Source organism: Bacillus clarus (assembly GCF_000746925.1).
In the GTDB taxonomy this organism is placed as follows: Bacteria; Bacillota; Bacilli; order Bacillales; family Bacillaceae_G; genus Bacillus_A; species Bacillus_A clarus.
The window spans coordinates 4,785,987-4,810,466 of sequence record NZ_JMQC01000008.1; the positions used below are offsets into that span (position 1 = coordinate 4,785,987).

General features: G+C 31.9%; 25 protein-coding genes, 5 pseudogenes and 1 other annotated feature. Of the genes and pseudogenes, 6 read left to right on the top strand and 24 right to left on the bottom strand.

Features of this window, described 5'->3' with window-relative positions:
* Positions 1-40: 40 nt before the first annotated feature.
* The 11 genes and pseudogenes from dnaN to DJ93_RS33385 form a co-directional block, all read right to left on the bottom strand.
* On the bottom strand, positions 41-1,171 hold the full coding sequence (gene dnaN / locus DJ93_RS25420) for a DNA polymerase III subunit beta (protein WP_042983829.1): 1,131 nt from the start codon (positions 1,169-1,171) through the stop codon (positions 41-43).
* Positions 1,172-1,199: 28 nt separating this feature from the next.
* Positions 1,200-1,640: an NUDIX hydrolase gene (locus DJ93_RS25425; RefSeq protein WP_042983830.1), complete on the bottom strand. Its 441-nt coding sequence runs from the start codon at positions 1,638-1,640 to the stop codon at positions 1,200-1,202.
* A gap of 216 nt (positions 1,641-1,856) precedes the next feature.
* Positions 1,857-3,065 carry an L-lactate MFS transporter gene (locus tag DJ93_RS25430; RefSeq protein WP_042983831.1) on the bottom strand — a complete coding sequence of 403 codons (1,209 nt, stop codon included), beginning with the start codon at positions 3,063-3,065 and terminating at the stop codon, positions 1,857-1,859.
* 284 nt (positions 3,066-3,349) lie between these two features.
* Positions 3,350-3,493 carry a hypothetical protein gene (locus tag DJ93_RS33380; RefSeq protein WP_042983832.1) on the bottom strand — a complete coding sequence of 48 codons (144 nt, stop codon included), beginning with the start codon at positions 3,491-3,493 and terminating at the stop codon, positions 3,350-3,352.
* 31 nt (positions 3,494-3,524) lie between these two features.
* Positions 3,525-4,542, bottom strand: a pseudogene (locus DJ93_RS25440) (serine hydrolase domain-containing protein).
* 126 nt (positions 4,543-4,668) lie between these two features.
* Complete coding sequence (locus tag DJ93_RS25445) at positions 4,669-4,929, bottom strand: heterocycloanthracin/sonorensin family bacteriocin (RefSeq protein WP_042983833.1); 261 nt, start codon at positions 4,927-4,929, stop codon at positions 4,669-4,671.
* A gap of 220 nt (positions 4,930-5,149) precedes the next feature.
* Entirely contained in the window at positions 5,150-5,599 is a 450-nt protein-coding gene (locus DJ93_RS25450) for an NUDIX domain-containing protein (RefSeq protein WP_042983834.1), read from the bottom strand.
* 45 nt (positions 5,600-5,644) lie between these two features.
* A pseudogene (locus DJ93_RS34035) lies at positions 5,645-5,746 on the bottom strand (cytochrome C biogenesis protein); the annotation flags it as partial.
* Positions 5,747-5,751: 5 nt separating this feature from the next.
* Entirely contained in the window at positions 5,752-6,210 is a 459-nt protein-coding gene (locus DJ93_RS25455; RefSeq protein ID WP_042983835.1) for a GNAT family N-acetyltransferase, read from the bottom strand.
* 98 nt (positions 6,211-6,308) lie between these two features.
* Entirely contained in the window at positions 6,309-7,232 is a 924-nt protein-coding gene (locus tag DJ93_RS25460; RefSeq protein WP_042983836.1) for a nucleoside hydrolase, read from the bottom strand.
* 156 nt (positions 7,233-7,388) lie between these two features.
* Positions 7,389-7,619, bottom strand: coding sequence for a hypothetical protein (locus DJ93_RS33385; protein ID WP_181969259.1), 231 nt, complete (start codon positions 7,617-7,619; stop codon positions 7,389-7,391).
* On the opposite strand from DJ93_RS33385, the pseudogene DJ93_RS25465 reads away from it, so the two are divergent.
* A pseudogene (locus DJ93_RS25465) lies at positions 7,604-8,015 on the top strand (PLP-dependent aminotransferase family protein); the annotation flags it as partial. The gene DJ93_RS33385 and the pseudogene DJ93_RS25465 overlap by 16 nt on opposite strands.
* 52 nt (positions 8,016-8,067) lie before the next feature.
* Here the strand turns inward: DJ93_RS25465 and DJ93_RS25470 are convergent.
* Positions 8,068-8,598 carry a DUF4269 domain-containing protein gene (locus DJ93_RS25470; protein ID WP_042983838.1) on the bottom strand — a complete coding sequence of 177 codons (531 nt, stop codon included), beginning with the start codon at positions 8,596-8,598 and terminating at the stop codon, positions 8,068-8,070.
* 181 nt (positions 8,599-8,779) lie between these two features.
* Between DJ93_RS25470 and DJ93_RS25475 the strand changes: the two genes are divergently transcribed.
* Together DJ93_RS25475 and DJ93_RS34040 are read left to right on the top strand one after the other, a co-directional pair.
* The gene (locus DJ93_RS25475; protein WP_042983839.1) at positions 8,780-9,247 is read left to right on the top strand and encodes a hypothetical protein; all 468 of its coding nucleotides are present in this window, start codon (positions 8,780-8,782) and stop codon (positions 9,245-9,247) included.
* A 151-nt stretch (positions 9,248-9,398) separates the two neighbouring features.
* On the top strand, positions 9,399-9,812 hold the full coding sequence (locus tag DJ93_RS34040; RefSeq protein WP_042983840.1) for a magnetosome magnetite crystal formation protein family: 414 nt from the start codon (positions 9,399-9,401) through the stop codon (positions 9,810-9,812).
* A gap of 26 nt (positions 9,813-9,838) precedes the next feature.
* On the opposite strand, the gene DJ93_RS25485 is transcribed toward DJ93_RS34040, so the two are convergent.
* The gene (locus tag DJ93_RS25485) at positions 9,839-10,705 is read right to left on the bottom strand and encodes a glycerophosphodiester phosphodiesterase (protein ID WP_042983841.1); all 867 of its coding nucleotides are present in this window, start codon (positions 10,703-10,705) and stop codon (positions 9,839-9,841) included.
* 28 nt (positions 10,706-10,733) lie between these two features.
* Complete coding sequence (locus DJ93_RS25490) at positions 10,734-11,537, bottom strand: GNAT family N-acetyltransferase (RefSeq protein ID WP_042983842.1); 804 nt, start codon at positions 11,535-11,537, stop codon at positions 10,734-10,736.
* 540 nt (positions 11,538-12,077) lie between these two features.
* Here DJ93_RS25490 and DJ93_RS25495 point away from each other — a divergent pair.
* On the top strand, positions 12,078-12,782 hold the full coding sequence (locus tag DJ93_RS25495; protein WP_042983843.1) for a hypothetical protein: 705 nt from the start codon (positions 12,078-12,080) through the stop codon (positions 12,780-12,782).
* Between the two features lie 143 nt (positions 12,783-12,925).
* Here DJ93_RS25495 and DJ93_RS25500 read toward each other — a convergent pair whose 3' ends face one another.
* From DJ93_RS25500 to DJ93_RS25530, 7 genes and pseudogenes are all read right to left on the bottom strand, one after another.
* Entirely contained in the window at positions 12,926-13,732 is an 807-nt protein-coding gene (locus DJ93_RS25500; protein ID WP_042983844.1) for a DegV family protein, read from the bottom strand.
* 300 nt (positions 13,733-14,032) lie between these two features.
* A complete protein-coding gene (locus DJ93_RS25505) occupies positions 14,033-14,539 on the bottom strand; it encodes a DUF3189 family protein (protein WP_042983845.1) in 507 nt (168 codons plus the stop codon).
* A gap of 82 nt (positions 14,540-14,621) precedes the next feature.
* Positions 14,622-14,921 (bottom strand): annotated as a pseudogene (locus DJ93_RS25510) (DUF1453 domain-containing protein); the annotation flags it as partial.
* Positions 14,922-15,174: 253 nt separating this feature from the next.
* Positions 15,175-15,840 (bottom strand): annotated as a pseudogene (locus tag DJ93_RS25515) (MFS transporter); the annotation flags it as partial.
* 84 nt (positions 15,841-15,924) lie between these two features.
* Positions 15,925-16,179, bottom strand: a binding site (T-box leader).
* Positions 16,180-16,395: 216 nt separating this feature from the next.
* Positions 16,396-16,995: an undecaprenyl-diphosphatase gene (locus tag DJ93_RS25520; RefSeq protein WP_042983846.1), complete on the bottom strand. Its 600-nt coding sequence runs from the start codon at positions 16,993-16,995 to the stop codon at positions 16,396-16,398.
* Between the two features lie 274 nt (positions 16,996-17,269).
* Positions 17,270-18,259: a zinc-binding dehydrogenase gene (locus DJ93_RS25525; protein ID WP_042983847.1), complete on the bottom strand. Its 990-nt coding sequence runs from the start codon at positions 18,257-18,259 to the stop codon at positions 17,270-17,272.
* 527 nt (positions 18,260-18,786) lie between these two features.
* Positions 18,787-19,311 carry a GrpB family protein gene (locus DJ93_RS25530; protein ID WP_042983848.1) on the bottom strand — a complete coding sequence of 175 codons (525 nt, stop codon included), beginning with the start codon at positions 19,309-19,311 and terminating at the stop codon, positions 18,787-18,789.
* A gap of 116 nt (positions 19,312-19,427) precedes the next feature.
* Here DJ93_RS25530 and DJ93_RS25535 point away from each other — a divergent pair, with 116 nt between their 5' ends.
* Positions 19,428-20,306 carry a serine/threonine protein kinase gene (locus tag DJ93_RS25535; RefSeq protein ID WP_042983849.1) on the top strand — a complete coding sequence of 293 codons (879 nt, stop codon included), beginning with the start codon at positions 19,428-19,430 and terminating at the stop codon, positions 20,304-20,306.
* Positions 20,307-20,335: 29 nt separating this feature from the next.
* Positions 20,336-21,637, top strand: a complete 1,302-nt coding sequence (locus DJ93_RS25540; RefSeq protein WP_042983850.1) for a sensor histidine kinase — start codon at positions 20,336-20,338, stop codon at positions 21,635-21,637.
* Positions 21,638-21,723: 86 nt separating this feature from the next.
* On the opposite strand, the gene DJ93_RS31390 is transcribed toward DJ93_RS25540, so the two are convergent.
* The 3 genes from DJ93_RS31390 to DJ93_RS25550 form a co-directional block, all read right to left on the bottom strand.
* A complete protein-coding gene (locus DJ93_RS31390) occupies positions 21,724-21,831 on the bottom strand; it encodes a YjcZ family sporulation protein (protein WP_000007807.1) in 108 nt (35 codons plus the stop codon).
* A gap of 148 nt (positions 21,832-21,979) precedes the next feature.
* A complete protein-coding gene (locus DJ93_RS25545; protein ID WP_042983851.1) occupies positions 21,980-22,780 on the bottom strand; it encodes an energy-coupling factor transporter transmembrane component T family protein in 801 nt (266 codons plus the stop codon).
* Positions 22,773-24,473: an ABC transporter ATP-binding protein gene (locus DJ93_RS25550; protein ID WP_042983852.1), complete on the bottom strand. Its 1,701-nt coding sequence runs from the start codon at positions 24,471-24,473 to the stop codon at positions 22,773-22,775. Before DJ93_RS25550 ends, DJ93_RS25545 begins: the two co-directional genes overlap by 8 nt.
* Between the last annotated feature and the right edge of the window lie 7 nt (positions 24,474-24,480).

Below are 24,480 nucleotides of genomic sequence, written 5' to 3' on the forward strand. Positions count from 1 at the left end.
ATGGGCATGGAGTACTATCCCTTAAAGTGATATTTTCTATTCAATATGACCGAACTGGTGAAATAAGATGTAGTTCTGAAGACTGTTTTACTGGCTGAATTAAAATAGGTCGCATAGAACCACCAAAACTTAATGTGACTATATCGCCTTTTATTACTTTTAAAGCTTCAATCATGAAGCGTCCGTCGAAAGAAATATTTAATTCTTTTTTGCCACGAATAGCACGTACTTGTTGTTTTTCGGATATTTTACCGATCTGAGAAGTATTAGAAGAAATTTTTATTGTGGATTCATCGATGATTTCTAAATTTACGTTATTATTCGTCCATTCGCTAGCTAATAAACTAGAGCGATCAACTCCTTGTAAAATTCTTTTTCTATCAATGTTAATTATTGTTTGAAACTCATTTGGTATTAATCCAGATACACTCGGATATTTCCCTTCAATTAGTCTTGAATATAGCGATATTGTACCGAATTTAAAGACAATATGACTTTCTGAAAGATATATACTTACTAACTTTAAATTGCTGTTCATTAACTTTAAAAGTTCACCTATAGTTGAACTTGGTACAATATACGATGCTTGAACATGAGAATTGATTGATAGTTCACTTAAAGCTAGTCTATGAGAATCCGTTGCAGCACAAGTTAATTTATTTTTATCAAAAATGATATGTACACCAGTAAGGACTGGTCTAGATTCATTTTTAGCTGCTGCAAAGGCAGTTCGTTTCAATACATCTATTAATCGTTCCGTTTCTACTTGTATCTCTGTATTTTCATCTATGTATGGTACATTAGGGAATTCATATGAAGGAAATCCATTTAAGTTTAAAGTAATTTCATCAGATTGAATTTTAATCGTTTGGTCATTCTTGCTTTTTATAGAAATATTACTCGGTAATTTTTTTATAATTTCAATGAAATATTTAGCTGGTACAACGATACTTCCTGTTTTTATAATGTTTACGATTTGTAAATCTTCGATTGAATGAGGTATGAACTTTTCTATAAAGATATTTGAATTACTCGCGATTAAAGTAATACCGGTTTGATCTGCAGTTATTTTAATCCCCGATAATATAGGAATTAATGTTTTGGCCGATATAGCTTTACTTACTTCCGAAAGAGCTTGTGTAAAGTGTTTATGATTTACGATAAACTCCATATTTCTCCCGCCTTCATTTAGAGTATGCTTATGATTGATGAACAATAGTTCCATTAAAAATATAAGGTACTGTCTCTCGTCTCTCTAAAATTTCTTTTAAATGTTCAGGTATGCGCAAATAAGGTAACGCTGTTTGTAGTTCCAGCCAAGTAATCTCTTCAATTTCTTTCGGACGAGATATATGTATTTCTCCCCCAATTACTTGTCCTAAGAAATTAAAGAAAATTGCATGATGCCCTCTTTCTTCAAAAAACGCTTCACTTATTGAAACAATCCCTTCCACAGTTATATCTAGTCCTGTTTCTTCTTTTACTTCACGAATAGCAGCCTCTTCTAATGTTTCACCAACTTTAACTGCCCCACCCGGTAAAGTGTAATAAGACGCTTCCTTACCTTTATTTTTAACCATTAATAGCTTTTCATTAGATTTGTCATACAGTAGTGCATATGTAACATTCACTTTTTTCATGTCACTCCTCCTTCAATGATAAGAATTTTCTGTATTTATCTATTTTATCATTAAACTATGTTCTTTTCATAAGATGTTGGAGGTTGTATTTTAGGTATTCTTTGTTTATTTCTATTTGGTTTTACTTTTTGGGGCGTATAGTATGTATAAATTAACTGGAATCAAAAAATTTAAATCCTTTTAAAAAGAGCCCTGAATGTTAGGGCTCTTTTAGCATTATGCTGTTTTCCGATATAGCTTTTGTACTTCGTCCTTCTTTTCTACATTTGGAGGACGGATTAAAATAGCGATAATAAAAGATATAACGCATAGTACACCAATTGTAATAAAGGTTGGTTGGAAGCCTCCTAGTATCGCGCCAATAAATGAACCGGCAAGCGCTCCGAATCCAAATCCTTGATACACAATTCCGTAATTCGTACTATGATTTTTCAATCCGAAGAAATCGCCTACGATAGCTGGGAATATAGTGATATTTCCTCCAAAACAAAACGCAACACTTGCTACACATGCGAAATAGATCCCGTAATTTAATTCCATAAAACTTAAAGTAAAAACAGATAATCCAATAACGATAAACGTAGCAGAGACAATTTTTAATCTTCCTATTTTGTCTGATAATGTTCCGAGAATAATTCGACCGATTGTGTTAAAGATAGCGATCATAGCGACTGCATTAGCGGCGGTCGCAGCGCTAAGTCCCACAAGTTGTACACCTATATCCTTTACCATCCCAATTAAATATAGACCACTCATGCAAGATGTAAATAACATAAAAAACAGAAGATATACTTGTTTCGTACGCATCATTTCACGAGGTGTGTAATCGTTCTTTAGTGTTTCAGCTACTTTAGTATGTGCAGCAGCTTCGTGTAGGAAGTATGATCCAATTAGCACTAATAGTAAAACGATAATCCCCCAGTATAAAAATGCTTGTGATACACCAACTGTATCGATTAACTTTCCGTTTACGTATCTAAAAATTAAACTCCCCATTCCATAAGCTGATACGGATATGCCAGAAATAAGCCCTTTCCGATTTGGAAACCACTTAATTAAATTAGATAATGACGTGATATACGCTGTACCATCCGCATAACCGACTACAACTCCGGCTAATAAATACAATAAAGGTAACGAAGAAACTTGTGAACTAAGTATTAAGCCTAATCCGAGAACAATTCCTGCGGTAGCAATGAGTTTACGAAGTCCTAATTTTTGCTGCAACTTTCCAGCAAACAGTGTTGAAAAAGATAACGAAAAACTTGTGATAGAAAAAGTGATAGCCACTGCATTAAGATTCCATCCAAACTTACTTACAAGAGGCTGATTGAATAAACTCCATGTGTAAATTGTTCCAAGACCAATTTGGACAATAATTGTACCTAGGACAATAAGCCACGGATTTATAGATGCTTGTTTCATGCTGACTGTCCCTTTCTTGTCATGACATAAATTTTCACAATTAGTATATCCGTGGCTATATACAAGATACTGTGATTAAAATGGAAATTGAAATAAATATATGTAACATACAAAAAGACACTTCATAAAGAAGTGCCTTTTTGCAGATTATATACAGATATTTTAAAGAAAGCTTTGTTAAGATAAGACATTTTCAAATGCTTATATACTTATATTATCAAATAATTCTATTCATGTTATAGGGCTTGAGATGTATTTTTCTTTCATAAAAAAGTCGGAGGAATTTAATATTCAATTTCCTCAAAATCTTTTGGTTGTGGTACAGTCTGCATATTCGCTGCATCTTTTGGATCACTGTAGATTGCGTTTTGCTCGGTATTTATATCTTTTATATTTTGCTTCTTATTTTTATTCGGCTCTTTTTGCATGAAGATTCACTCCTTTTCTTTATAGGAGTAGTTATACCCTAATAGAACTGTTTTTACTGCTGCAAAATGTATCTGCGACTAAATTACTGAATTCACGCAAATAATATAGGTAGTTATCGCCACCGTAGTTATACCTTTTATGCAACGACTACATTATATTTGGGGATGACTAAAATTGTTGGACCTGTTACTCCTAATATTTGATATGAAACTTTAGGAACCCTTTCACCCAATTCACTTAATAAAGCTGGTTCATTTTGAACAAACCAAAAGAGTCCGTTTTGTGGTAATTCTTTATTTTTATATATTGGATTTTGCATACTTGTAGCAATTTCTATAACCTCATTCGGTACAATCCGTTCTCCATTAATAAAACCTTTGTTTAAATGTAAGTTCCCCCAATATGCAAATTCTCTAGCAGAAACAAAAAGATTTTTTTCAGTTCCATCGTCTGCTGTACCGACACTACATATAGCATCTTCATTTGGATTTACTACAACTTTAACTAAATGATCATCTTGTTTTATTCTCCATCCTATTTTTTGAAATTTAGCAGGTGTGAAAATCCGTTCTTTTAATAATTCAGGAAAGCTTTTATTGTAAAGATGGTTAATAAGATACGTCATCATTCTTATGTTAATATCTCTATACGCCCAAGCCTGTCCTGGTTCAAACTCACGATAAATTGTGCCCTCATCAGTTTCATTTAAACCATGCGAATGAGTTACTAAATGTCTTATAGTTGTCTTTCCGAGTAATTCAGGATCATACCCCTTAAAATACTTTATTACATAATCATCAAGAGATTTTATTTTACCTTCATAAAGTGCATACGCTACCATTAAGCCTAAATAATTCTTTCTAGCAGAGGCAACATTAAATTGTGAAGATGCGGTTACTTTTAAACTATTAGGAGAATTTGAATGCCTACCACTATAATGCTCTAGTACAATTTGGTTGTCTTTTATAACACAAAGTGCTGCCGCAGAACTATGGTTTTCCCCCTTAATATTTTCTACACATGAAATTAACTTTTCATATGTATACAAATAAAATCCCCCTAATTTATAAACTTGAAGCATCGTTATAAAATAGCAATATGAAGAAAAGTATCTATACGATAAAAGAATGTATTTATACTTTTCTTCATGTAAAATACTATGAATTCATAAAACTTAAATGAACCACCAGTTCCAACAATTAAAACAGCCGAAACAACCGAAGCATCCTATGCATCCACCACAACGTCCTGCACAACCTCCGCATCGGCCTCCACATCCACCACAACGCCCACATCCACCGCAGCCGCCACAACGACGCGCATCATCCTGAATGTAGTAATATGGGTACTGATTTTGTTGATCCCAATATACTACATTACTAGGTTGATATTCATTAAGGTTTAATGATTGTATTTCCTGTTGAAACTCATTCATTATAAAACCCTCCAATTATAAATTTAATTCCGTCCGTATTTTCAAGTTTATTTATTATTTAATATGAATTAGAAATAAGGCTATAGACTAAATGCAATGCGTACATCAACAAAATATGACCTTTCACTAGGTGATGTACCTTGTTTTTATGCCTATTTTCTAAAAGTATGTTAAGTGGACTTATTTTTTATAATTGGGAGGTTATTAAAAATATGTATGATTACTTTATATTACTAATCCAGCAATTGGTTAATTCATCACTTAATCTTTTTTCTAATAATTCGTTGATTGTTGGATTGGGCATTATTTTATATGTATTTAAATTCTCTTTATTGAAATCTATCCAATGAAACGCTAAATGCGATTCTTTAGATATCGGTGTTTCACTATTATTTAAATCTTTTGAGTCTATTTCAAAAATATGATTGATTTCATAATGAGTAGTTTCTTTATCATGCCACTGATTTTCAATAACTCCTAAAAATTGTTTTATGATGCAACTTGCCCCGAGTTCTTCATGCAACTCTCTTATAAGTGCTTTTTCTGCAGATTCACCAACTTCAACATGACCACCAGGTAAAAAATAGTGATGTCCTATATATTTTGCTACTAACAACTTTTCATTTTCTATCATGACAGCTCGTACGATATGGTGGAATTTTATTTTCAAGATTTATTCCCTCCTGCTATGTTTAAAATAAAAAATAACACGCAATTATACTTGTCCAAAATACTCATTTAATAATGGAATAATATAAATCATAGGTGTTTCATAAGGATGAATTCGTTTAATGATTGTAAGAGTGTCTTTTACAATAATATTTAAACGAATAAGCGATATACTTGTTCCCCATTGTACACATGGCCAAGTTCTTTAAAACCATAGTTTTCATATAATCGCTTTGCATGTATATTATCTTCATGAACAGTTAGTCTAATTTCTTGACACTCTTTAAATTTATTTTGTATCCAGTTAATCATTTCATTTAAAGCTGCCTTTCCGTACCCTTTTCCTTGATATTTTTTATCAATTATAAATCCGTTAATCCAGTACATATCTTTTGTATTTGCTTCAAATGCATGCATAATAAACCCAACCATAAGATTGTTATCATATATAACAAACGGAACGTATTCTATATTTGCACCATCAGGTTTAATATAGACTTTAGCCAGTGATACAGCTACTGTAGGTACAAATTTCATTTGTTTTTCTTCTACTTGCAGTTTCAGTGCTTCTTCCCAATTTTCTCTTGTAGCAAGTTTTAAATGGATGTTCACAGTTTTAGGGCTCCTTTGAAAAAGAGTGTTTACTTTTTATATTCAACGAGTCATAACTATTCCCTTTCATAAATAAACAACCCCTTATCAAAATCCTGCTATAACATGATTTTGATAAAATCTTGAATAAACTTTTCTTCATCTAATTCTAATACAATTTGAATCCCTTCAGATTGCGTATTTGGACGGAAATCAGCAAAAGTCTGTCCCTTCGTTTCACCTATTGTATCTACAGTAACTTTACGATATACATATTTAAAAAATGTAGGATTTACTAATGCGCTAATAGCAAGTACATCATGTAATAGTGGGCCTTCAATAGCAGGGTTAAGTGTTTTATAAGCTGATAAATAGTAATCATACATCGGTTTCATAATTGATTGGAATGGGTTAGATGTATTGGCTAGTATATAGTCCATTACATTTGGAGTTAAGACTGCTTTTTTCGTTACATTTAAGGGGAATATCGTTAAATTCCTAGCTTGATGAATGACGATTCTACTTGCTAAAGGGTCTCCATAAACGTTTGCCTCTGCTAGTGGAGTAACATTTCCAGGTTCCAGAAAAACACCGCCCATAAAATAAACCTCTTGTATATTTTGCATCATGTCATTCCATAAATTAAATGCAATTGCTAATGAAGTCGATCTGCCAACATCAATAATTACTAGGTCTTTTCCGTATGTTACAAGAATCGAAGCGATACTACCAAAATTATATATCGGAATAGATAACACATTTTCTGGCACATTGATAGGACCTAATCCTTCTGGCCCATGAATTTCAGGATAATATACAGTAAGTTCATCTGTAAACGGCATCGTGGCACCGCTAATAACAGGAATGTCTATCCTATCAGCTAATTGTAAAATATATGCTGCATTATGAGCTGCGTGTATTTGCTCCACATTTCCGTATCCCGTTACGATACCAACAATCTCAATTTCAGGATGTAGTAGACCATACATAATCGCAAACGAATCATCGATACCTGGGTCTCCAAAAAATAAAACTTTTTTCAAATGATACTCTCCTCTCATATATAAAATAGAACAAATGATAGTTATGTATATGTAAAAAAGTAATAATTCTATGCATTTTTTAAGACAATAGCCATCAGAAGGTGTGTTTACAAACGGCTTAAAAAATGAAAGGAGCTAGCGTAGTGCTAGCTCCTTTCATTCTGGTAAATAATTTAATAGCTTCATTAAATCTCGTACAAAAGCTAGACTAGCTGACTTTAATAAAACAGGTACTTCTTTAAAATGATTTCTCAGACCAGTATCAACCTTCCTAGAGTAATCTTTCTCGTCTTCTAAAAGGAAATCTACTGTTACTTCGGAGACGCCTGAATAAGATGTAATATACGCTAATGCAATATAAGATAATACAGATTGGACGATTGTCAAATATAAAGATGTAAACAGACTATGAATCTAGTTCTTTATCTCAAAGAGTTGCTGCGGAATGGTGGGTTATATCAAGATCATGTAGCAAACGTGAGATTACAATTAAAAGAGCGAAGATACATAATGACCCAATCTTTAAATACATATTGCGCTGACACTGCAACGTGGGATATTCCTGATGGTGGATTGTTTATCTGGTTAAAAATAGTGCCGAAGATTCCAATGAAAAAATTATTCTCAAAAGCGTTATCTAAAGGAATACTGCTGAATTCAGGGGGTATTTATGAGGAAGAACCTGATCAATATGTGCGCTTATCGTACGGTTATGCCTCTACTGAAGAAATTACAAAAGGAATTTATATATTAAGTGAAATTGTTCGTGAGTTAATAGAATAATAAAAAGTCCTCTTCATTTGGAGAGAACTTTTTATTGCATTTTATAAATGATTTACCACAATTTCATTTCATGCCCTAACAAAATAAGCTCTTCATACGGATCTCCATCTATATTCAAAATTTGTGCAAAAGCAGGTTCCGTTTTTATCCCTTCTGCTTTTAAAGAAATGATATCTTTTCGAATATGAGGTTGCTGCATTAATAACATATGTTCAACTACCATATGTTTGTATGCATATTGATTCCGTACTGGTTGTGGTTGAGCAAACAACTCAAATTTAAAACCTTCAAATTGAAAGCTTGCTTTTATAGTTGGGATATTTCTAATGTTTTTTCTTTTTATTTCAAACTCATCACAGCAACCATATAAAGATTGAATTTCTTTCTCAAACTCATCAAAATTATGTACTTCCATTACGATATCTAAATCAGAATGTACTGTATCAATTCTTATAGGAACTGTCCCACAAAGTACAGGAGTGTATAAAGCTAAATCTTCCATTATTTTTATTTTATCTATACTGTCGTACACTTTTTGTTGTTTTTCATTTCCAGATCGTAAATATGTAATAGATGTAAACATAGAAGTCTCTCCTTCATTTAACGTAATACCTGTATCATTAAAGTTCAATGGAAAATTAATTAGGATCATTAGATGCTGTTCTAGAAATACCTGTATTTCAATATATTAAGTCGAGCCAACAATGTTTTTCAACTTTTCTTCCATTCTGCAATACTATATAAATAAAAAAGGGGGAATTACTTTGGATATTTTCCATATCCTTTTGGCCATTCATATATTATTTGGAACAATTTGCTTAATTTCTGGAATTGTGGCTATGTATGCTCCAAAAAGAAAAGGAAAACATACTGAATGGGGTGAAATATACCACGCATCTTATGTTGTCATATTTCTTACTGCAGTTATATTGTCTATTTTACATTGGGATGAAATTGCATTTTTATTTTATATAGCAATTATTTCCTACTCATTTGCACTTTACGGTTATCTTGCAAGAAAGAAACGATGGAACAATTGGTTACAACATCATATTAGAGGAATGTTAGGCTCATATATCGGTGCAGTTACCGCGCTTTTAGTAAACGTCGGAATATATATCCCTATTTTAAATTTACTTCCGCCGTTATGGTTTTGGTTTTTACCTACAATAATCGGTATTCCTCTTGTAGCAAGTGTATCAAAAAGATATAAAAAACAAAGAAAGAATTAATTACATTTTGATGACTTTCTAATTAAATTTGTAAAGAAGATAAAAAATTTCCTATATGATTTATCGATCAGGTAGTTTTTTATCCAATATTTTCTATAGTATATGAATCACATCACTGTTTACTATCAAAATTAAATATAGGAGGAATTTAATGATACTATCTCAAGAAAAAAATATAAAATTAATGATACATGTAATTACTTTATTATCCTTCTTTATTCTTTTCCTCTTTAGTAATACGGTTTTCTATATACCTCTAATATTTTATTTTATATTCAAATCACAAAACATCCGAGAAGTTATTCTTGAATCTGTTCTTTTTCAATTAGGCGTTTGGCTCGTTATATTCTTTTGGAACGTTATAATAATTAGAACAATCCTGCTTTCTTTGTTACACATTGATTTAAGTTCAAATAATATTTTTGTTATTTTCGGAACACTTCCATTATACATAGTCCTCTTGGTGTCATTAATTTTCGGACCGCTTAAAGGGATCTTGTATGAGGTACAAAATAAAAGTTTTCATTATCCAATTGTTTCAAGATGGATGCATAAGGGAAAATAAAAAGAATCCAATATACTGGATTCTTTTTATTTTAAAGATAATATTGAATGTAGACGATCTGGATAATTTGTAAACATCCCATCGACACCCCACTCAATCAACTTCTTCATATCCTCTTCTTTATCTACCGTGAACGGATGAACTTCTAATCCATATTGTTTTATTTTTTGAACATATGCTGCATCAACATATTTATAGTTCATACCAAGGCCTATGCAATACTTTGAATAACTTACTAGTTCTGCCTCTGTTAATCTGACTGTTTTTTTATATGTTAATAATTGCACTAATGGAATAGCAGAATTTAGAATATGAATCTTTTTCAAGCTTTCTTGACTAAACGATTGAATAATTACTTTATCATTTACTTGGTAGCGACTAAGTATTTCTAATAGTTTTTCTTCCATTCTGGGATATTCATCAGGTGATTTTGTTTCAATATAATAATGAGCATCCTGTCCAAATGCTTCAATAATTTCTTCTAGCGTTGGTACTTTAGCATTTTTAAATTCTTCTTTCGCTAAACTTGGATTCTTTTTATTAAAAGAAGAACCTGTATCAAGCTGTTTTATTTCTTCTAATGTATGATCTTTAACCAATCCAGTACCGTTTGTTGTACGATTTAACGTTTCATCATGCATCGCTATTAAATGTCCGTCTTTTGTCATTTGAAGGTCTATTTCTATATAGTCTCCCTTTAGCTGTTGTCCTAGTTTATAAGCCGCAATTGTATGTTCTGGTGCACATGTAGAAGCTCCTCTATGAGCGATGTTTTTTACATAATTCGGTTGATTGATAGCTTTTGTGTATTTATGTTCATTCATTTGTTGAAAAATAAAAATGCTTATTCCTATAAAGATACAAAGAGTTGTAGTAATAAATATATTCTTCATAAATGATTTTTTAACTCCTACATTTAGACTACGCTTCAAGTAAATGACGGTTTTCAAAAACAATCATTCGTCCTACTGGCTGAAATCCAGATTTCTTATAAATATTAATTCCATCAGGTGACGCTTGTAATACACAGTATAGTTCCTTTTGTTTTTTCGCCTCGTTTAAAAGAAAATTGAACATAGCGGAACCAAATCCTCTTTCTCTCATTTTTTCTTTAGTTGCAATATCGTAAATACCAATACTATCTGTCGTACATATTAATGATCCAATAGATACAACTTCATCTTCAAATATACCAAGGTATAGACTTACGTCTTTATGATCCCATAATTCTAATGATGAAATTTGATTATAGTAAGCTTGAACACTAGTACCTTCTGCTGATGTACCAAATAAAGATGATAGTGTATCCCCGAATTTTTGTATATGTAATGATGAGGCTGCTTTTTGAATCGTAAAACCTGCTGGTACATCTATTATTGGGTCTATTGTTTTTAAATCTACAACCATTGCAACATTCTTTTCCGCTTCTTTTAAGCCAAGTTGTTTTAACTCACTTACAAGAGTATCATCTTGGTTCGTCTCCCAAAACCAAACACTCATGGGGAATTTCTTTTGATTAAAATATTCTATCTCTGCGCATAACTCCTGTTTTTCTTCCATTACATCATTATTCAATAAAGTAATTATATTAAATGTATCTGTAGGTAATCCGCAATCAACTTTAACGTAATCTTTCGTTTCTTTTACAATCATCTTTGCTGCATGTTTAGCAACATATGATGTTTTATATGTAAAATTATTCAAAAGTAACTTTCGATAGTTCATATATCATTATCCTTTCAAAGAAATTAACAATAGTAGGACGCTATTTAATAAATATAACATAGGAAATATGTTAGTGATGTACTAAAAAACCATTCCTAAAAATGAAACAAAATATATTATTTATTCTAAATGTTATTAGAGGAAAATTAAAATTTAGATAAGATTGTAGGAATGAAAAAAGTGGTATATAATAAATATTAACATTACTAGTAATTATTTTAGGTATTCCTAGAATAAAGGAGCGATACATATGAAAATTACTATTTATTTCGGAAGTCATGAAGATCAAGATGTTCGTACTATGGACTGTTTTTTAGATGTAGAAGATGCAGAAGAGATTGTTACTGTATCATAATATAAATTACAAATAATCGGGATGAATCCTCTTCCTTGGTAGCTTGAAGACGCCTATTAAAAGGCGTCTTTTTTATTGTTTTTTCGCTAAAAACCCTTTACTTTATAGTGTTTTGATAGTAAAATATAAATATACGAACAAACGTTCTTTTGATTTCAATTGTACATGAAGGGATGATTTTTGCAATGGCTCAAGCAAAGCGCAGAGGAAAAAAAAAGCATACACCTACTATCTCAAATACAGGCTTTATCGGCTCTGTCTTTATTGATACATTGGAGTTACAAAAGAAATCCTATTATTTTGCTCGTAAAAAACTCCAAATTGTCCATCATGTGTTAGATGGCCTTGCTGGAGCGACGAGTTCTTTATTTAAAGAACATAATATCTCTGCACATATGTCTTGTGTGTATTTACATAAACGAAAGAAAATTGGTTTTGTTCTTTCAACAAAGCCTTTTGAACAAGCTGACGGTATTGCTTACTTTAAAAATTATTTAATTGAAAAGAATTTTTACGGTAAGCATGACGAAGAAGCTGAATATCAAGAAGTATTTAATACAGGTTTTATTGGTGTTGTATTTGCAGATTTATCTAGCATTGATCGCTTTAATTTTGATTTTGAAATGAACATGTTATCAAAACTAATGAAAGATATGATAATTCCTGTTAAAGAGCTCTTTTTACGTCATAATATACCAGCTTATATCTCCACTTCTCATTTAGAAGAACAAAACAAATTAGGATTTGTTTTATCTGTAAAACCATACGATGAACGTGCAGAAGCTGATTTATACTTCGAAACATATTTAAAAGAACGCGGTTTATTTATTGGAGATGAAGAAGAAGATATCGATAAAATTGTTATTCGAAAAAAAGTCGAATTCCTATAGAAAAGCGCCGGAGAATAATCCGGCGCTTTTTATAATTAGTAATTCAGCTTTGTTATCGACTTTGAATGAGTATTTTTCACTGTTACAGAAAAATGGAACCAACAAAAACATAAAAACCCGTGAATGATTCACGGGTTTACTGTTTAGAAACTAATTGCGATTGTCCCAACACCTGCATGAACAGCGAAAGATATTGGAAGTGGATATAGCTTGAAATCCATTTCAGGAAATGCTTGTCTAATATCTGCAATCCATTCTTCTGCGCCAGCCTTGTCATTGGCATGGAAAATATGGGCTACTTTTGGTATTTCTTTTTCAAGTTCATTTTTAATATACTCTCTACATTTTTGGATTTTTCGAACTTTCTTTTCAAGTAGAAGTTCACCATTTTTTACTTCTAGAATTAAATTTATACTTAATAGGCTGCCAAGTAAAAATTGGACTCCTTTCACACGCCCACTATCATATAATCCTTTTAAGCTTTTTGGAAATACGTAGTATGGTCTTCGTTTCTCATTTTGTAATGTTTTGTGTATATCTTGTAAAGTCATACCATCATTGTATAACGTTTGTGCTTTTCTCAAAAGTTCATCCATTGGATAACTTGTCGACTCACTATCTAATACAGTTAAAGGAAACCCTGCCATCTCTGCAGCAAGCATCATATTTTGATAGGTTCCACTTACTTTTCCGCTAATAGCAACTGCAAATCCCTCTTCATATTCTTCTTTACACTTAGTAAATAATTCTACCATTTCCCCGATATTAGGCTGTGAAGTAGTTACTGTTATCCCATTATTTAACGCATCATAGAGACGGTCATGAACACCCTCTTCACAATCTTTGTAAGGTGTCCCATTAATAATAATTTCAATGGGGATAACAAAGTTATCACCGCCTGTTGTAAAACTTGCAGTTGTACTATCAGTAAACCAAGCAACACGCTTCATGTTGTTCCTCCCTTATGTCATTCCTCTTTTCTGACTTTTCTATATATTTACGCTATAAAAAGAGGATATCAATGTAATAGTACCAAGACTTTTTTATTTTTGCTATAGTAAATATATAATAAAATGTGACTGTTTTTTGTCCATGCTTACAATATGATACGTTTATTCTTCTTCCTAACCCCCTTAGTAAATAAAGACAGTGTAGTTTTTGCACTATATAACAATCAAAACAGAGAAATATTACAGAGATTTAAAAAAGAAAAAAACCGGAATCATTTTCCGGTTCGTTTTCATCATTTATCATTTAAAAGTTTCATTATCTAAAATTACAACGTAATCATTTGTCATTCGTCCAGCTTCTTTTGTGTAACTAACAAGTCGTTGTATATTATCACAACAAAGTTTAGCCCCCCATACGAGTAACGGAACACCGATAAAATCAATATGTAACCTTCTGGAAAACAAGCCACCTAATGTCATCGGTATAGGCACTGTTGGTGATGTATTTGAAAAAATGATTTTATCATTTTTTTGATAGTGATGTTGAAGAACTTCTCCTAAATTTTTCATCGCAGGTACGACAACATTGGATGCCCCGCACCCAATCGTATATACAGGATTTCCCCCTTCATCACGTCCGTGAAAAATGATTTTCCCCATATCAGAGGTTTTGAGTTTATTGAAATACTCTACATTTAAAATTTCTTCTTTTGTTAGTTTCCGATCAGTTGGTAATTTATTTAAGTGATAAGCTGCTGCGAGTGAAGTTGTATGTGTTCCACCGTAGTCAGTATAAATGAAAATCATAATATCATCCCTTGCTATAAACGTTCAATGTCTATTAGTATCACCATTTCCAAAATTACTAATCAAGGGATGCATTTTATTTTTATGCTTTTTGTGTTAGCTCATTATACTTTTTCCAAATGTAATATCTTCTACTAATGACAGTACCTAGTGTGATGCATAAAAAAGCATTCGTTACAATTATTAATGTATGATGTGTACCCCCCGAGAACATACTTTGTTTAATTAACAGTTTTGCACCTAAAATAACGAGAAGAATCATTGTACTTATCCAATTTCCTTTACGTAATACGTGGCCAGTCTCATCATCTAATCGAAACGTTAACAATCTTCCGCGTATAGTTCCTAATCCTCCCCCAATTAGAAACATTGCAACTACTAAAAAATATTAAAGCTAATTTAAAATCAGGAGCTCCATTCGCCCTCGTTAGTTCTTACGGCAATTCCAATCATACTGGGCTTCAAGATAGATTAAACGTATGGAAAAGCTTTTTTCTAGATGCTGTGTAAATGGATAAGCTGGTAAACAACAGCATTATGAAGATTTCTTTTATTCCTGAAAATTAAATCGAACAACTATATTTGTGTAGAATCCATTGATTCAATTGATTCTACTTTCTTCTTTGATGGTACTAAAGTAAATACATATATTTTCTACTGAAATGAAAGACGATGTTCCAATCTTTCTTTAATAAAGTGAGCGATAATTTATTATTAAGTGTATGAGTGTCATTTTCTTTTTCAAGATTAGGCAAAAGTAATGTAATTAATCCTGCTATAAAAAAAGCGATAGCGTTCATGTACACTGCAAATTCAGGTGTTCCGATTACTAGTAGTAGTCCCGCTATTGCAGGGCCAAGCAGATATGTTCCAGATACTATGAGATTACGAAGTGAATTAAAGTGTTGTCTTTTCTCTGTTGGAATTAATTTAGTCATATACGTCATAGCTGTTGGCTCATATATAGCGCTAGCTATACTAATAAAGAAAACTACCATATAGACGAGCCAAACCGATGGAAGTAAAGGTAAAAAAGCAATGAACACCGATCGGTATATATCGAGATGCACCATCAATTTACGTTTATTTAAACGATCTATCATACTTCCTGACCAAACATTTGTGAATAGAGTCGCTAATGGTTTAATGACATATAAAGTAGCGACCGCTAATGCTGAACCTCCCATGTTATAGACGAGTACATTCAAGGCAATTAAATAAATCCATGCGCCTAAATTAGCGATACCAATTCCGGATAATAAAAGCATGGGATACTTCCATGCTTTTATTAAGTGTTTTATGTTCATTTCATAATCTCCTTTCTAAAAAGCGTGTTAGTTGTCTATTTTGTACAATAAAAAAATCCCACCCCCAAGACTTGAAGTCTTAGGGACGAGATTTACATCGCGGTGCCACCCTAGTTTATTAATATGTCGCCATATTAACCTTATCAGGTACAGCATTAAAAAATGCTTATACCTTAGCTCTATAACAGGAGCTCCCGTCACATCATCCCCACCTAAACGATTCAGATGTGCTGCTCAGAGGCTTGGTTCAATAAAAAAATTTTACTCCTTTTCAGCTAACGGAGCTCTCTGTGAAAAATTTATTTTATTTACTCTTCTCTTCAGTGCATTTAATTTTGTCTATATTACCATAAAGAACTTCTCGTTGTAAATAAAAAAGAATGAATAATCAAACAATTGATATCAAATTAATATTTGTTTTGGAAAACATGATAAACAATTTATTGTATTTTTAATATTTTTTATTTTATAAAAAATACGGTGCGTGAAATTGATTGCTCTCCCCTCAAAANAAAAAAAAAAAAAAGAACCTATTTAAAATAGATTCTACTAAACTGTATGATTATATTTTGATAAAAATGGAATTCGCTTTGCGACTACTGCATATATTTTGAAAACAATTTTCGCAATCGGCTCTAATTTACGTGTACTCTGGATTACTAAGCTTGATGTTACAAATGTAAGGAACGCAGCACCGATTATATCCGCTGGATAGTGAACACCTACATACATACGTGATATACCGACTAATATGGCCCATACAAGCGCTATATATTTTAGCTTTTCTCCTCTTAAAAGGAATGTAAATGCGATTGAAAATACAAGTACAGAATGATCACTTACAAATGATGAATCTGCTGCATGTGGTACTAATTGATGGACATCATGTGTTACAAACGGACGCGGATGGTAATATACCGCATGAATTAAAACATTTATCAATAATGAAATACTAACCGAAAGTGTCGTATATAACACCGTATATTGTTTTCTTATTGCTGCCTCTTTCTTTCCGTTATTGAACCATAAGATAAACATGAATAGAATCGCTACATATGGAGCACTATTTGTAATGGTAATCATTAACTTATCTAGAATATCTGATGATCCTGCAAAATTATTAAACCATTGGAATACTGTGTAATTCATCTTACTCTCTCCTTATTTTCTCTCATTGCACTTTTAAATAAAGATACAAGTGTTCTTGCTTTACACAGTATACAACATACATATGAAAATGGGCTTAAACTTTTCTCATCTGTTTCTCATTTTAGTTAGTAGTTATTTGACAATAATATAACTGTTTTTGTAAATAAAATATGTATAACGCTATAAAACCCTTTAAATCATACCATTAAGAATTTATACATTTGTATGATACATAACAAATATATATAAATAAACTACCTAAAAAATCATATTTTTATTCCATACAAATTGCTATATTCCCGAATTGTTCACCTTGCTTCATTCGAATTAAAGCTTGAATGACTGCTTCTAGTGGGTACACTTTATCAATTATTGGTTTAATAGTATGTTCCTCTATAAAGTGAATCATCTCATTAAATTCTTCACGACTTCCCATTGATGTTCCCATAATATCGATTTGATTATAAAATAGCGCCCGTAACGGCAGCTCAATCTTATCCCCTGAACTTGCACCAAAATTAACGATCCTACCATTTGGTTTTAATACATCAAAATATTTCATAAATGTCGCTGGACCAATACTATCTATAATTAAATCTACCTTTTCACCCTTTAAACTTTCTTCCCAATTACCGTTGCTATCAAATGAAATATCCGCTCCATATTTTTCGGCAGCAACTCTTTTCTCATCTATCCTTGAAGTAACACTCACTTTAGCTCCGATTGCCTTCGCAAACAACATTGCATAAGTAGCAACCCCACCGCCAATTCCAGGAATTAAAACATGTTCTCCAGATTTCAATCTACCTTTTGTAAAGAGTGCTCTATATGCAGTTAATGCTGATAAAGATAAAACACCCGCTTCTTCCCATGAAAGATAGGATGGTTTTGACACCACATTTTCAGCTGGTACAATGACATATTCAGCGAAAGTCCCATCCGTTGGTCCCCCTAACACTTGTGGAAGCACTGGTATTTCATGAATATTATCCCATCCGATACTTGGGTTAATAATCACTTCTGTTTGAAGCGCAACGCTAGAAACACCTTCACCTATTTCTACTACAACGCCCGCTCCATCTGATCCTGGAATTAATGGTAGCTCCATTTCTTTTCTATTATTCATAATAAATAAATCTCGATGATTTAATCCCGCTGATTGTAGCTTTACTTTCACCTCTCCATAACTTGGAGTTATGTTTTGTACTCCTATATAATTTAAACCTTCTATACCCCTTTTATGTTGATGTACAATAGCTTTCATAATTTCTCCCCCTTATTACTTTTAATGTACTAGAAATATCGAAATAAATAAAATAATATGATTACGACTTCCTTTTATAAAAAAGAAAATGCCATGAGCAGTTGTAACAGATAATATAGCATATCCAATCAAGGTATGAAATCTTTTTGCAAAAAGATTTCATACCTTCATTATTTTAAATCCATACAATTTATTTTTGTATAAAAATAGCCATATATATCGTAAAAACCAAATGGATGCAGCTGGAATCGCCCCATACTCACCGAAGGATCCAAGGTTTTTATTTAGTCCCTTTACATTTAATTGGTTTCCATACATAACATTTATGATGAACATTGAAATACCGAAAATAACGACAACAATACCTATAACTTTTATAAATATATGAAGAACCTGTTTTTTTAATATCTTCCCCGTTTCATCTTCTCCCCTTTATCTTTTAAACCTTCTATATTAGGGAGTGTATCAATTTAAAAAGAAAATAACATGAAAGTAAGATTAAAATGAGATGAGAAATTACACAAATATTATATTCTGTCTATATGCATACATTTTCTAGCTATCGCAATCGTATTTTGAATAAAAGGAGCTTTCGCATTTGTATATGCAACTCGGTCGTGCGGATACATTACAGCAAGTTTTTCTTTCAATTTCTGATACTCTTTACATGCCCATTCATGACTTCGTAAAAAGTCTCGGAATAAAAGATTATTCTTCCATTCTTCACTATTATAAATATAGATATGTAGATGATGTGTACCTGCTCGCCACTTTCCTTTTCTAAAAAATCGCCATTTTGATGTTTCTTTCGGCACATATTCATATTCTATCGTTGCAAGCTGCTCAATCCATGTGTCTACAACTTTTAGATCTTCAACACCTATCATCATATCAATAAGAGATTTTGCTCCTAACCCCTCAACCGATGTACTTCCTATATGTTCAATACCCGCAATATCTTCATTAAGTAGAACCATAAATCTTTTTTTTTCATTTAAAAATTCGTTATGCCAATTTGAATGATACGGTTCAATTATAATTTGTTGATCCATTTTACGCCTTCTTTCTACAATGGAATATTATAATATTCACGAAGTTTAATGCTAATGTAATAGGAATTCCTCAATTTATGTCGAATAATGTAATTATAATTAATGCGAGGTGTAAAATGAAAGAACTTCCAGTTAAAATTCAATTAGATCACGTTACGTTTCAATTGAAAGAATATCATGATTTTGATTGGCTTACAGATTTAGGAATAATATTTGCTGTATTTGACCAACAAGATTCGGGTAATATATGTTTTGGTGTCGAAAAGAACGGGAAAAAGAAATTTATTAAATATGCAGGAGCGAAAACAATTGCATACAGTGGTACTCCAGATGAAGCAATTATGCGAATGCAGAAAGCAGTTCCTCTATATAAAGAACTAAAACACGATTATCTCATTCATTTAATCGACTCTTTCAAAGTAGGACATGGACATATGTTAATATTCGATTGGTTTAACGGTGAATGCCTTCATCCGCATTGGAGCTTCCCACCTCCAGCGAAGTATAAAGATCCTAACTCTCCCTTTTATAAATATAAACACTTATCAATTGAAGAACGTCTTATTTCATTAAACAGTATCTTTTCTTTCCATGTCCATGTAGAGCGAAATGATTATGTAGCCATTGATTTTTATGATGGTAGCATTTTATATGATTTCCAAACAAATGAAACGAAAATTTGTGACATTGATTTTTACAATAAAAAACCTTATGTGAATAACATGGGAAGACTTTGGGGCTCCTCACGCTTTATGTCACCTGAGGAATTTCAACTTAATGCATCAATAGATGAGACAACAAATGTATTTAATATGGGCGCAGTAGCTTTCGCTCTTCTAGGCGGTGAGCGCGATCGGTCCATTGCAAAATGGGAAGCTAGTAAAATGTTATATGAAGTAGCATACCGAGCTGTAGAAAAGGAGAGAGATAAACGCTATGCATCCGTTCAGGAGTTTTACGATGCATGGATAGATGCCTGTAACATTAAGTTGTAATATAAACACATGAAGAGTTTGTACTTTTTATGTATAATACATATGGGATTGAAATTCATAATAATGAGGCATGTATAATGAACTTTGTTTACATTAATCAACACGTTTTAAATAATCTTCTTTACATTTTAAGCAGTATCTTTATTTTTTATTTTATTTATGATAGTGGGCGCTTTTTTAAAAAATATAAAAACCTTCTTATCATTCTTTGTACGAGTGTTCCTCTTATTTTATGTATGAGATATCCTATCTATATGGATGAAAATTGCATTCATGATTTAAGACAAATTCCTTTTTTGATCGGTACGCTTTATGGTGGATTTCCTGTCGGTATTGTTTTGCTAATTATTTTATTCGTTACACGTATTATATTTTATGGTTTTAACATTTTGACAATCATAGTTTATGGAACCATGTTTATTATTACAGCGTTTGCATCTTCTAAATTCAATACATACAATAGAAAACGTAAAGTAGCTTCATCTATGTTTTTAACTTTTTTCCTGACGATATTTACAACTGTTATCGTTGTAACTCTATCAGATTTTGAAGTAAATAATTTGTATGTTATGTATTTCATTTTATTACCAACTATCTTAATGTTATTTGGTATCTATTTTAATGAAGTTTTAAAAGATGCAGTTTTAATGAGAGCTAAATTGATTAAAGTAGAAAAAATGGAAATTGTTAGTCAACTCGCTGCGAGTATTTCACATGAAGTAAGGAATCCATTAACTGTTGTGAAAGGTTTTACCCAGCTTTTAAAGACTCCTAATTTATCACAAGAATCCAAGGAACAATATATTGAACATATACTTGAAGAACTAAATCGCGCACAAGTAATTATTGATGATTATTTAACATTTGCTAAACCAGCACCTGAAAAACTAAATACAATTCTCATAGATCAAGAATTACAACGAGTAATAAATATGATATTGCCATTATGTAATATGAATACCATTCATATTACCGGAAATTTATCAGAAGGAACGGTTGTTGGTAATACGCAGCATTTTCATCAATGTTTTTTAAACTTAATAAAAAACAGTATTGAAGCAATGCCAGAAGGCGGAACTTTAAATGTTTCTTCTACTATTAGTAATAATAAAGTTATAATACGTATTCAAGATAGTGGAATCGGAATGACACAAGAACAAATAAATCGATTTGGCGAACCGTATTTTAGTACAAAAACGAAAGGCACAGGATTAGGTACGATGGTTGCAGTAAAGATTATCGAAACAATGCAAGGTACTTTAAAAATCCATAGTGCACTTAATAAAGGAACAACTTTAACCATTACATTTTCACAACAAAAAGGAGCATAAAAGCTCCTTTTTTTCTTTCGTGTTGATACTAAAAAGTATCTGTCATGTTTTTGAATTTTACGTATTTTGTGAAAATCATCTATTAATTAATACCCTCCGCCCCAGCAGCTGCATCCAACAATGATCAATAAGATAAATAATACAACTAATAAAGCGAAACCTCCACCAAAACCACAAGAACCACCGAAACTCATATTTTCTCCTCCTTTTGGTTTGAAAACTAATAGGTAGTTGATTATTTTAACAGGTTCGTATTATACAGTATGTTTATATGTCTTTTTTGAGCGTGTCTACATGAAAATTTAAAAAGACACTCGATTAAGTGTCCTAAATTACTGTATTTTAAAACGGATACCAAAATCCTTTGAATACATTCATTTTCAAATAAACTGCAACAAACAAAATAGCACTACCGGCTATTAGAGCGATATAATCCTCATTTTTCGCTTTCTTTTCATAATACCATGTACGTTTCTCTTTTTTTCCAAAGCCCCTTAAATCCATAGCATTTGAAACCGTATCAATTCTCTCTAAAGAATAAATAATCAGTGGCCAAAAGATTACTACACGGTTTTTCATACGTACCCACAAACTCGCTTCCCCTTTTTCAAAAGGTATTCCTCGTGCTTCTTGAGCATGCTTAATTATCTCATATTCCGATTGAATAGTAGGTATGTAGCGAAGTGCAATATTGATAGCATATGTAATTTTATAAGGTATACCAATTTTACTTAAACTGCTCGCAAATTCACTTGGATGCGTTGTATAAATAAAGAGAAGTGTAAACGGCAATAATGTAAAATACTTTAAAGAGAGTGTAACTGCATAAAATAGTGTTTCAAATGTAACTGTTGCATAACCGATATGTAAAAACGGTGTATTTGTTCCCGTTAATTCTGAACCGTGAGTAGGAGTAATTAATAGAATCATAACTGAATTAAGTAAACTAAATGTAAATATAACACTGAAAATCATTACGATTTTACGCACATGAATTTTTGCGATGACTAATCCGATACATCCGATAAAGAATAAAATTAACAATATACGAAAATCAAAAAATAAAAAAGTTAGAGTCATACAGATTATAAATAAAAATAGTTTTATTGCACCATCCATGTGATGGAAATATGTATTATGCATAATCCCCCCTCCTATTCGCTTCTAAGTAAAGCTGTATAAAAGTTTCTGGGGATGAAACCCCACTTAATTTAGCCAACTTTGTTAAAGAACTTTCTTGTAAATTTGCTGTCTGTAAAGTTAATGGATTTGCCAATACGACCGAAACAAAATCGTCCGCAATTATTTTTCCTTTATGAAGAACAACCGCTCGATCTGCATATTCTAAAGCTAAATTCATATCATGTGTAATAAAAATAAACGCTATATGCTTTTCAGCCAACCTTCTTATACACGACATAAATTGTTTATAATGATAGTAATCTTGTCCTGCAGTCGGTTCATCTAATATGATAAGCTTCGGTTTTGTAGTTAAAACAGATGCGATAGTAAGTCTCTTTTTTTGTCCATAACTTAATGCTTGAATGGGCCAATTTCGAAACGGATATAAGCCGCAAATCCGTAATGCCTCTTCTGCTCTTTTCTTAATTTTTTCTTTAGAAACCTTTTTCAATTGTAATGAAAATGAAACCTCTTCTAAAACGGTATGTTGTGTAATCATGTGATTCGGATTTTGCATAACATAAGAAATAACTTCTCCACGCTTACGGATTGACCAAGAGTTTATATTTTCTCCAGCAAATACAATCTTTCCATTCTTTATTTTATTTATTCCTATGAGGCTATGAGTGAGAGTCGACTTCCCAGCCCCATTATGACCTAATAACGCTAATATTTCGCCTTTATTAATAGAAAGGTTTATATTTTCTAACGCCATCAGTTGATTAGAATATGAAAATGAAAGACCTTCAATTTGACATAAGATTTCTCTTTGAACCTTTCTCTTTACTAAAGGTTCTTTATCCATCCAATCTTTTACTACTGTATACAGTTTTTCATTTTGAAGTTTCTCAATAGGATATACTTCACTATTTTCAGTTTTATAATTTATATTTTTTAGTACTTCTAAATAGATCGGCTCCCTTAATCCTATGCTTGATAATATATTAGACTGCAAAATCTTATGTGGTGGGCCAATCGCTACAATTTCTCCTTCTTCTATTAATATAATTTTATCTAGATCCAGTTTTAAAATCTCCTCTATTCGATGTTCAATAATTATGATTGTTTTCTTATCTTGCTTGTGTATATCTTTAATAAGCTCTACTGTTTTCAAACTACTTGTAGGATCTAAGTTAGCTAACGGTTCATCAAACAGTAATATATTGGCACTGGTTGTTAATAATCCAGCAAGAGAAACCGTTTGCTTTTGCCCTCCAGATAATTCATAAGGATTTTGTGCATGAAACTCTTGCATCTGTACCTTTTTTAAAGAATCAGTAACAAGCTTTTTCATATTTTCTTGATCAACACATTCATTTTCTAACGAAAAAGCGACATCTTCTCCTACGGTGAGACCGATAAACTGAGAATCTTGATCTTGTAAAATTGTTCCTACATGCTTACTTTGCTCAAAAATACTTCCTCCCCTTGGATCCTTTCCACATATTAAAATTTCCCCAGTACTAATTCCTTCATAAGAAAATGGGATGAGCCCATTGATACAATGGGCCACTGTTGACTTTCCTGAACCACTTCGTCCAGCGATTAGCACCTTTTCTCCTGGATAAATATGAAACGTAATATTTTTTAAAGTAGGCTGTGCAGCATGCCCGTATTGAAAGGTAAATTGCTTAAAAGAAATAATTGGTTGCATGTTCATA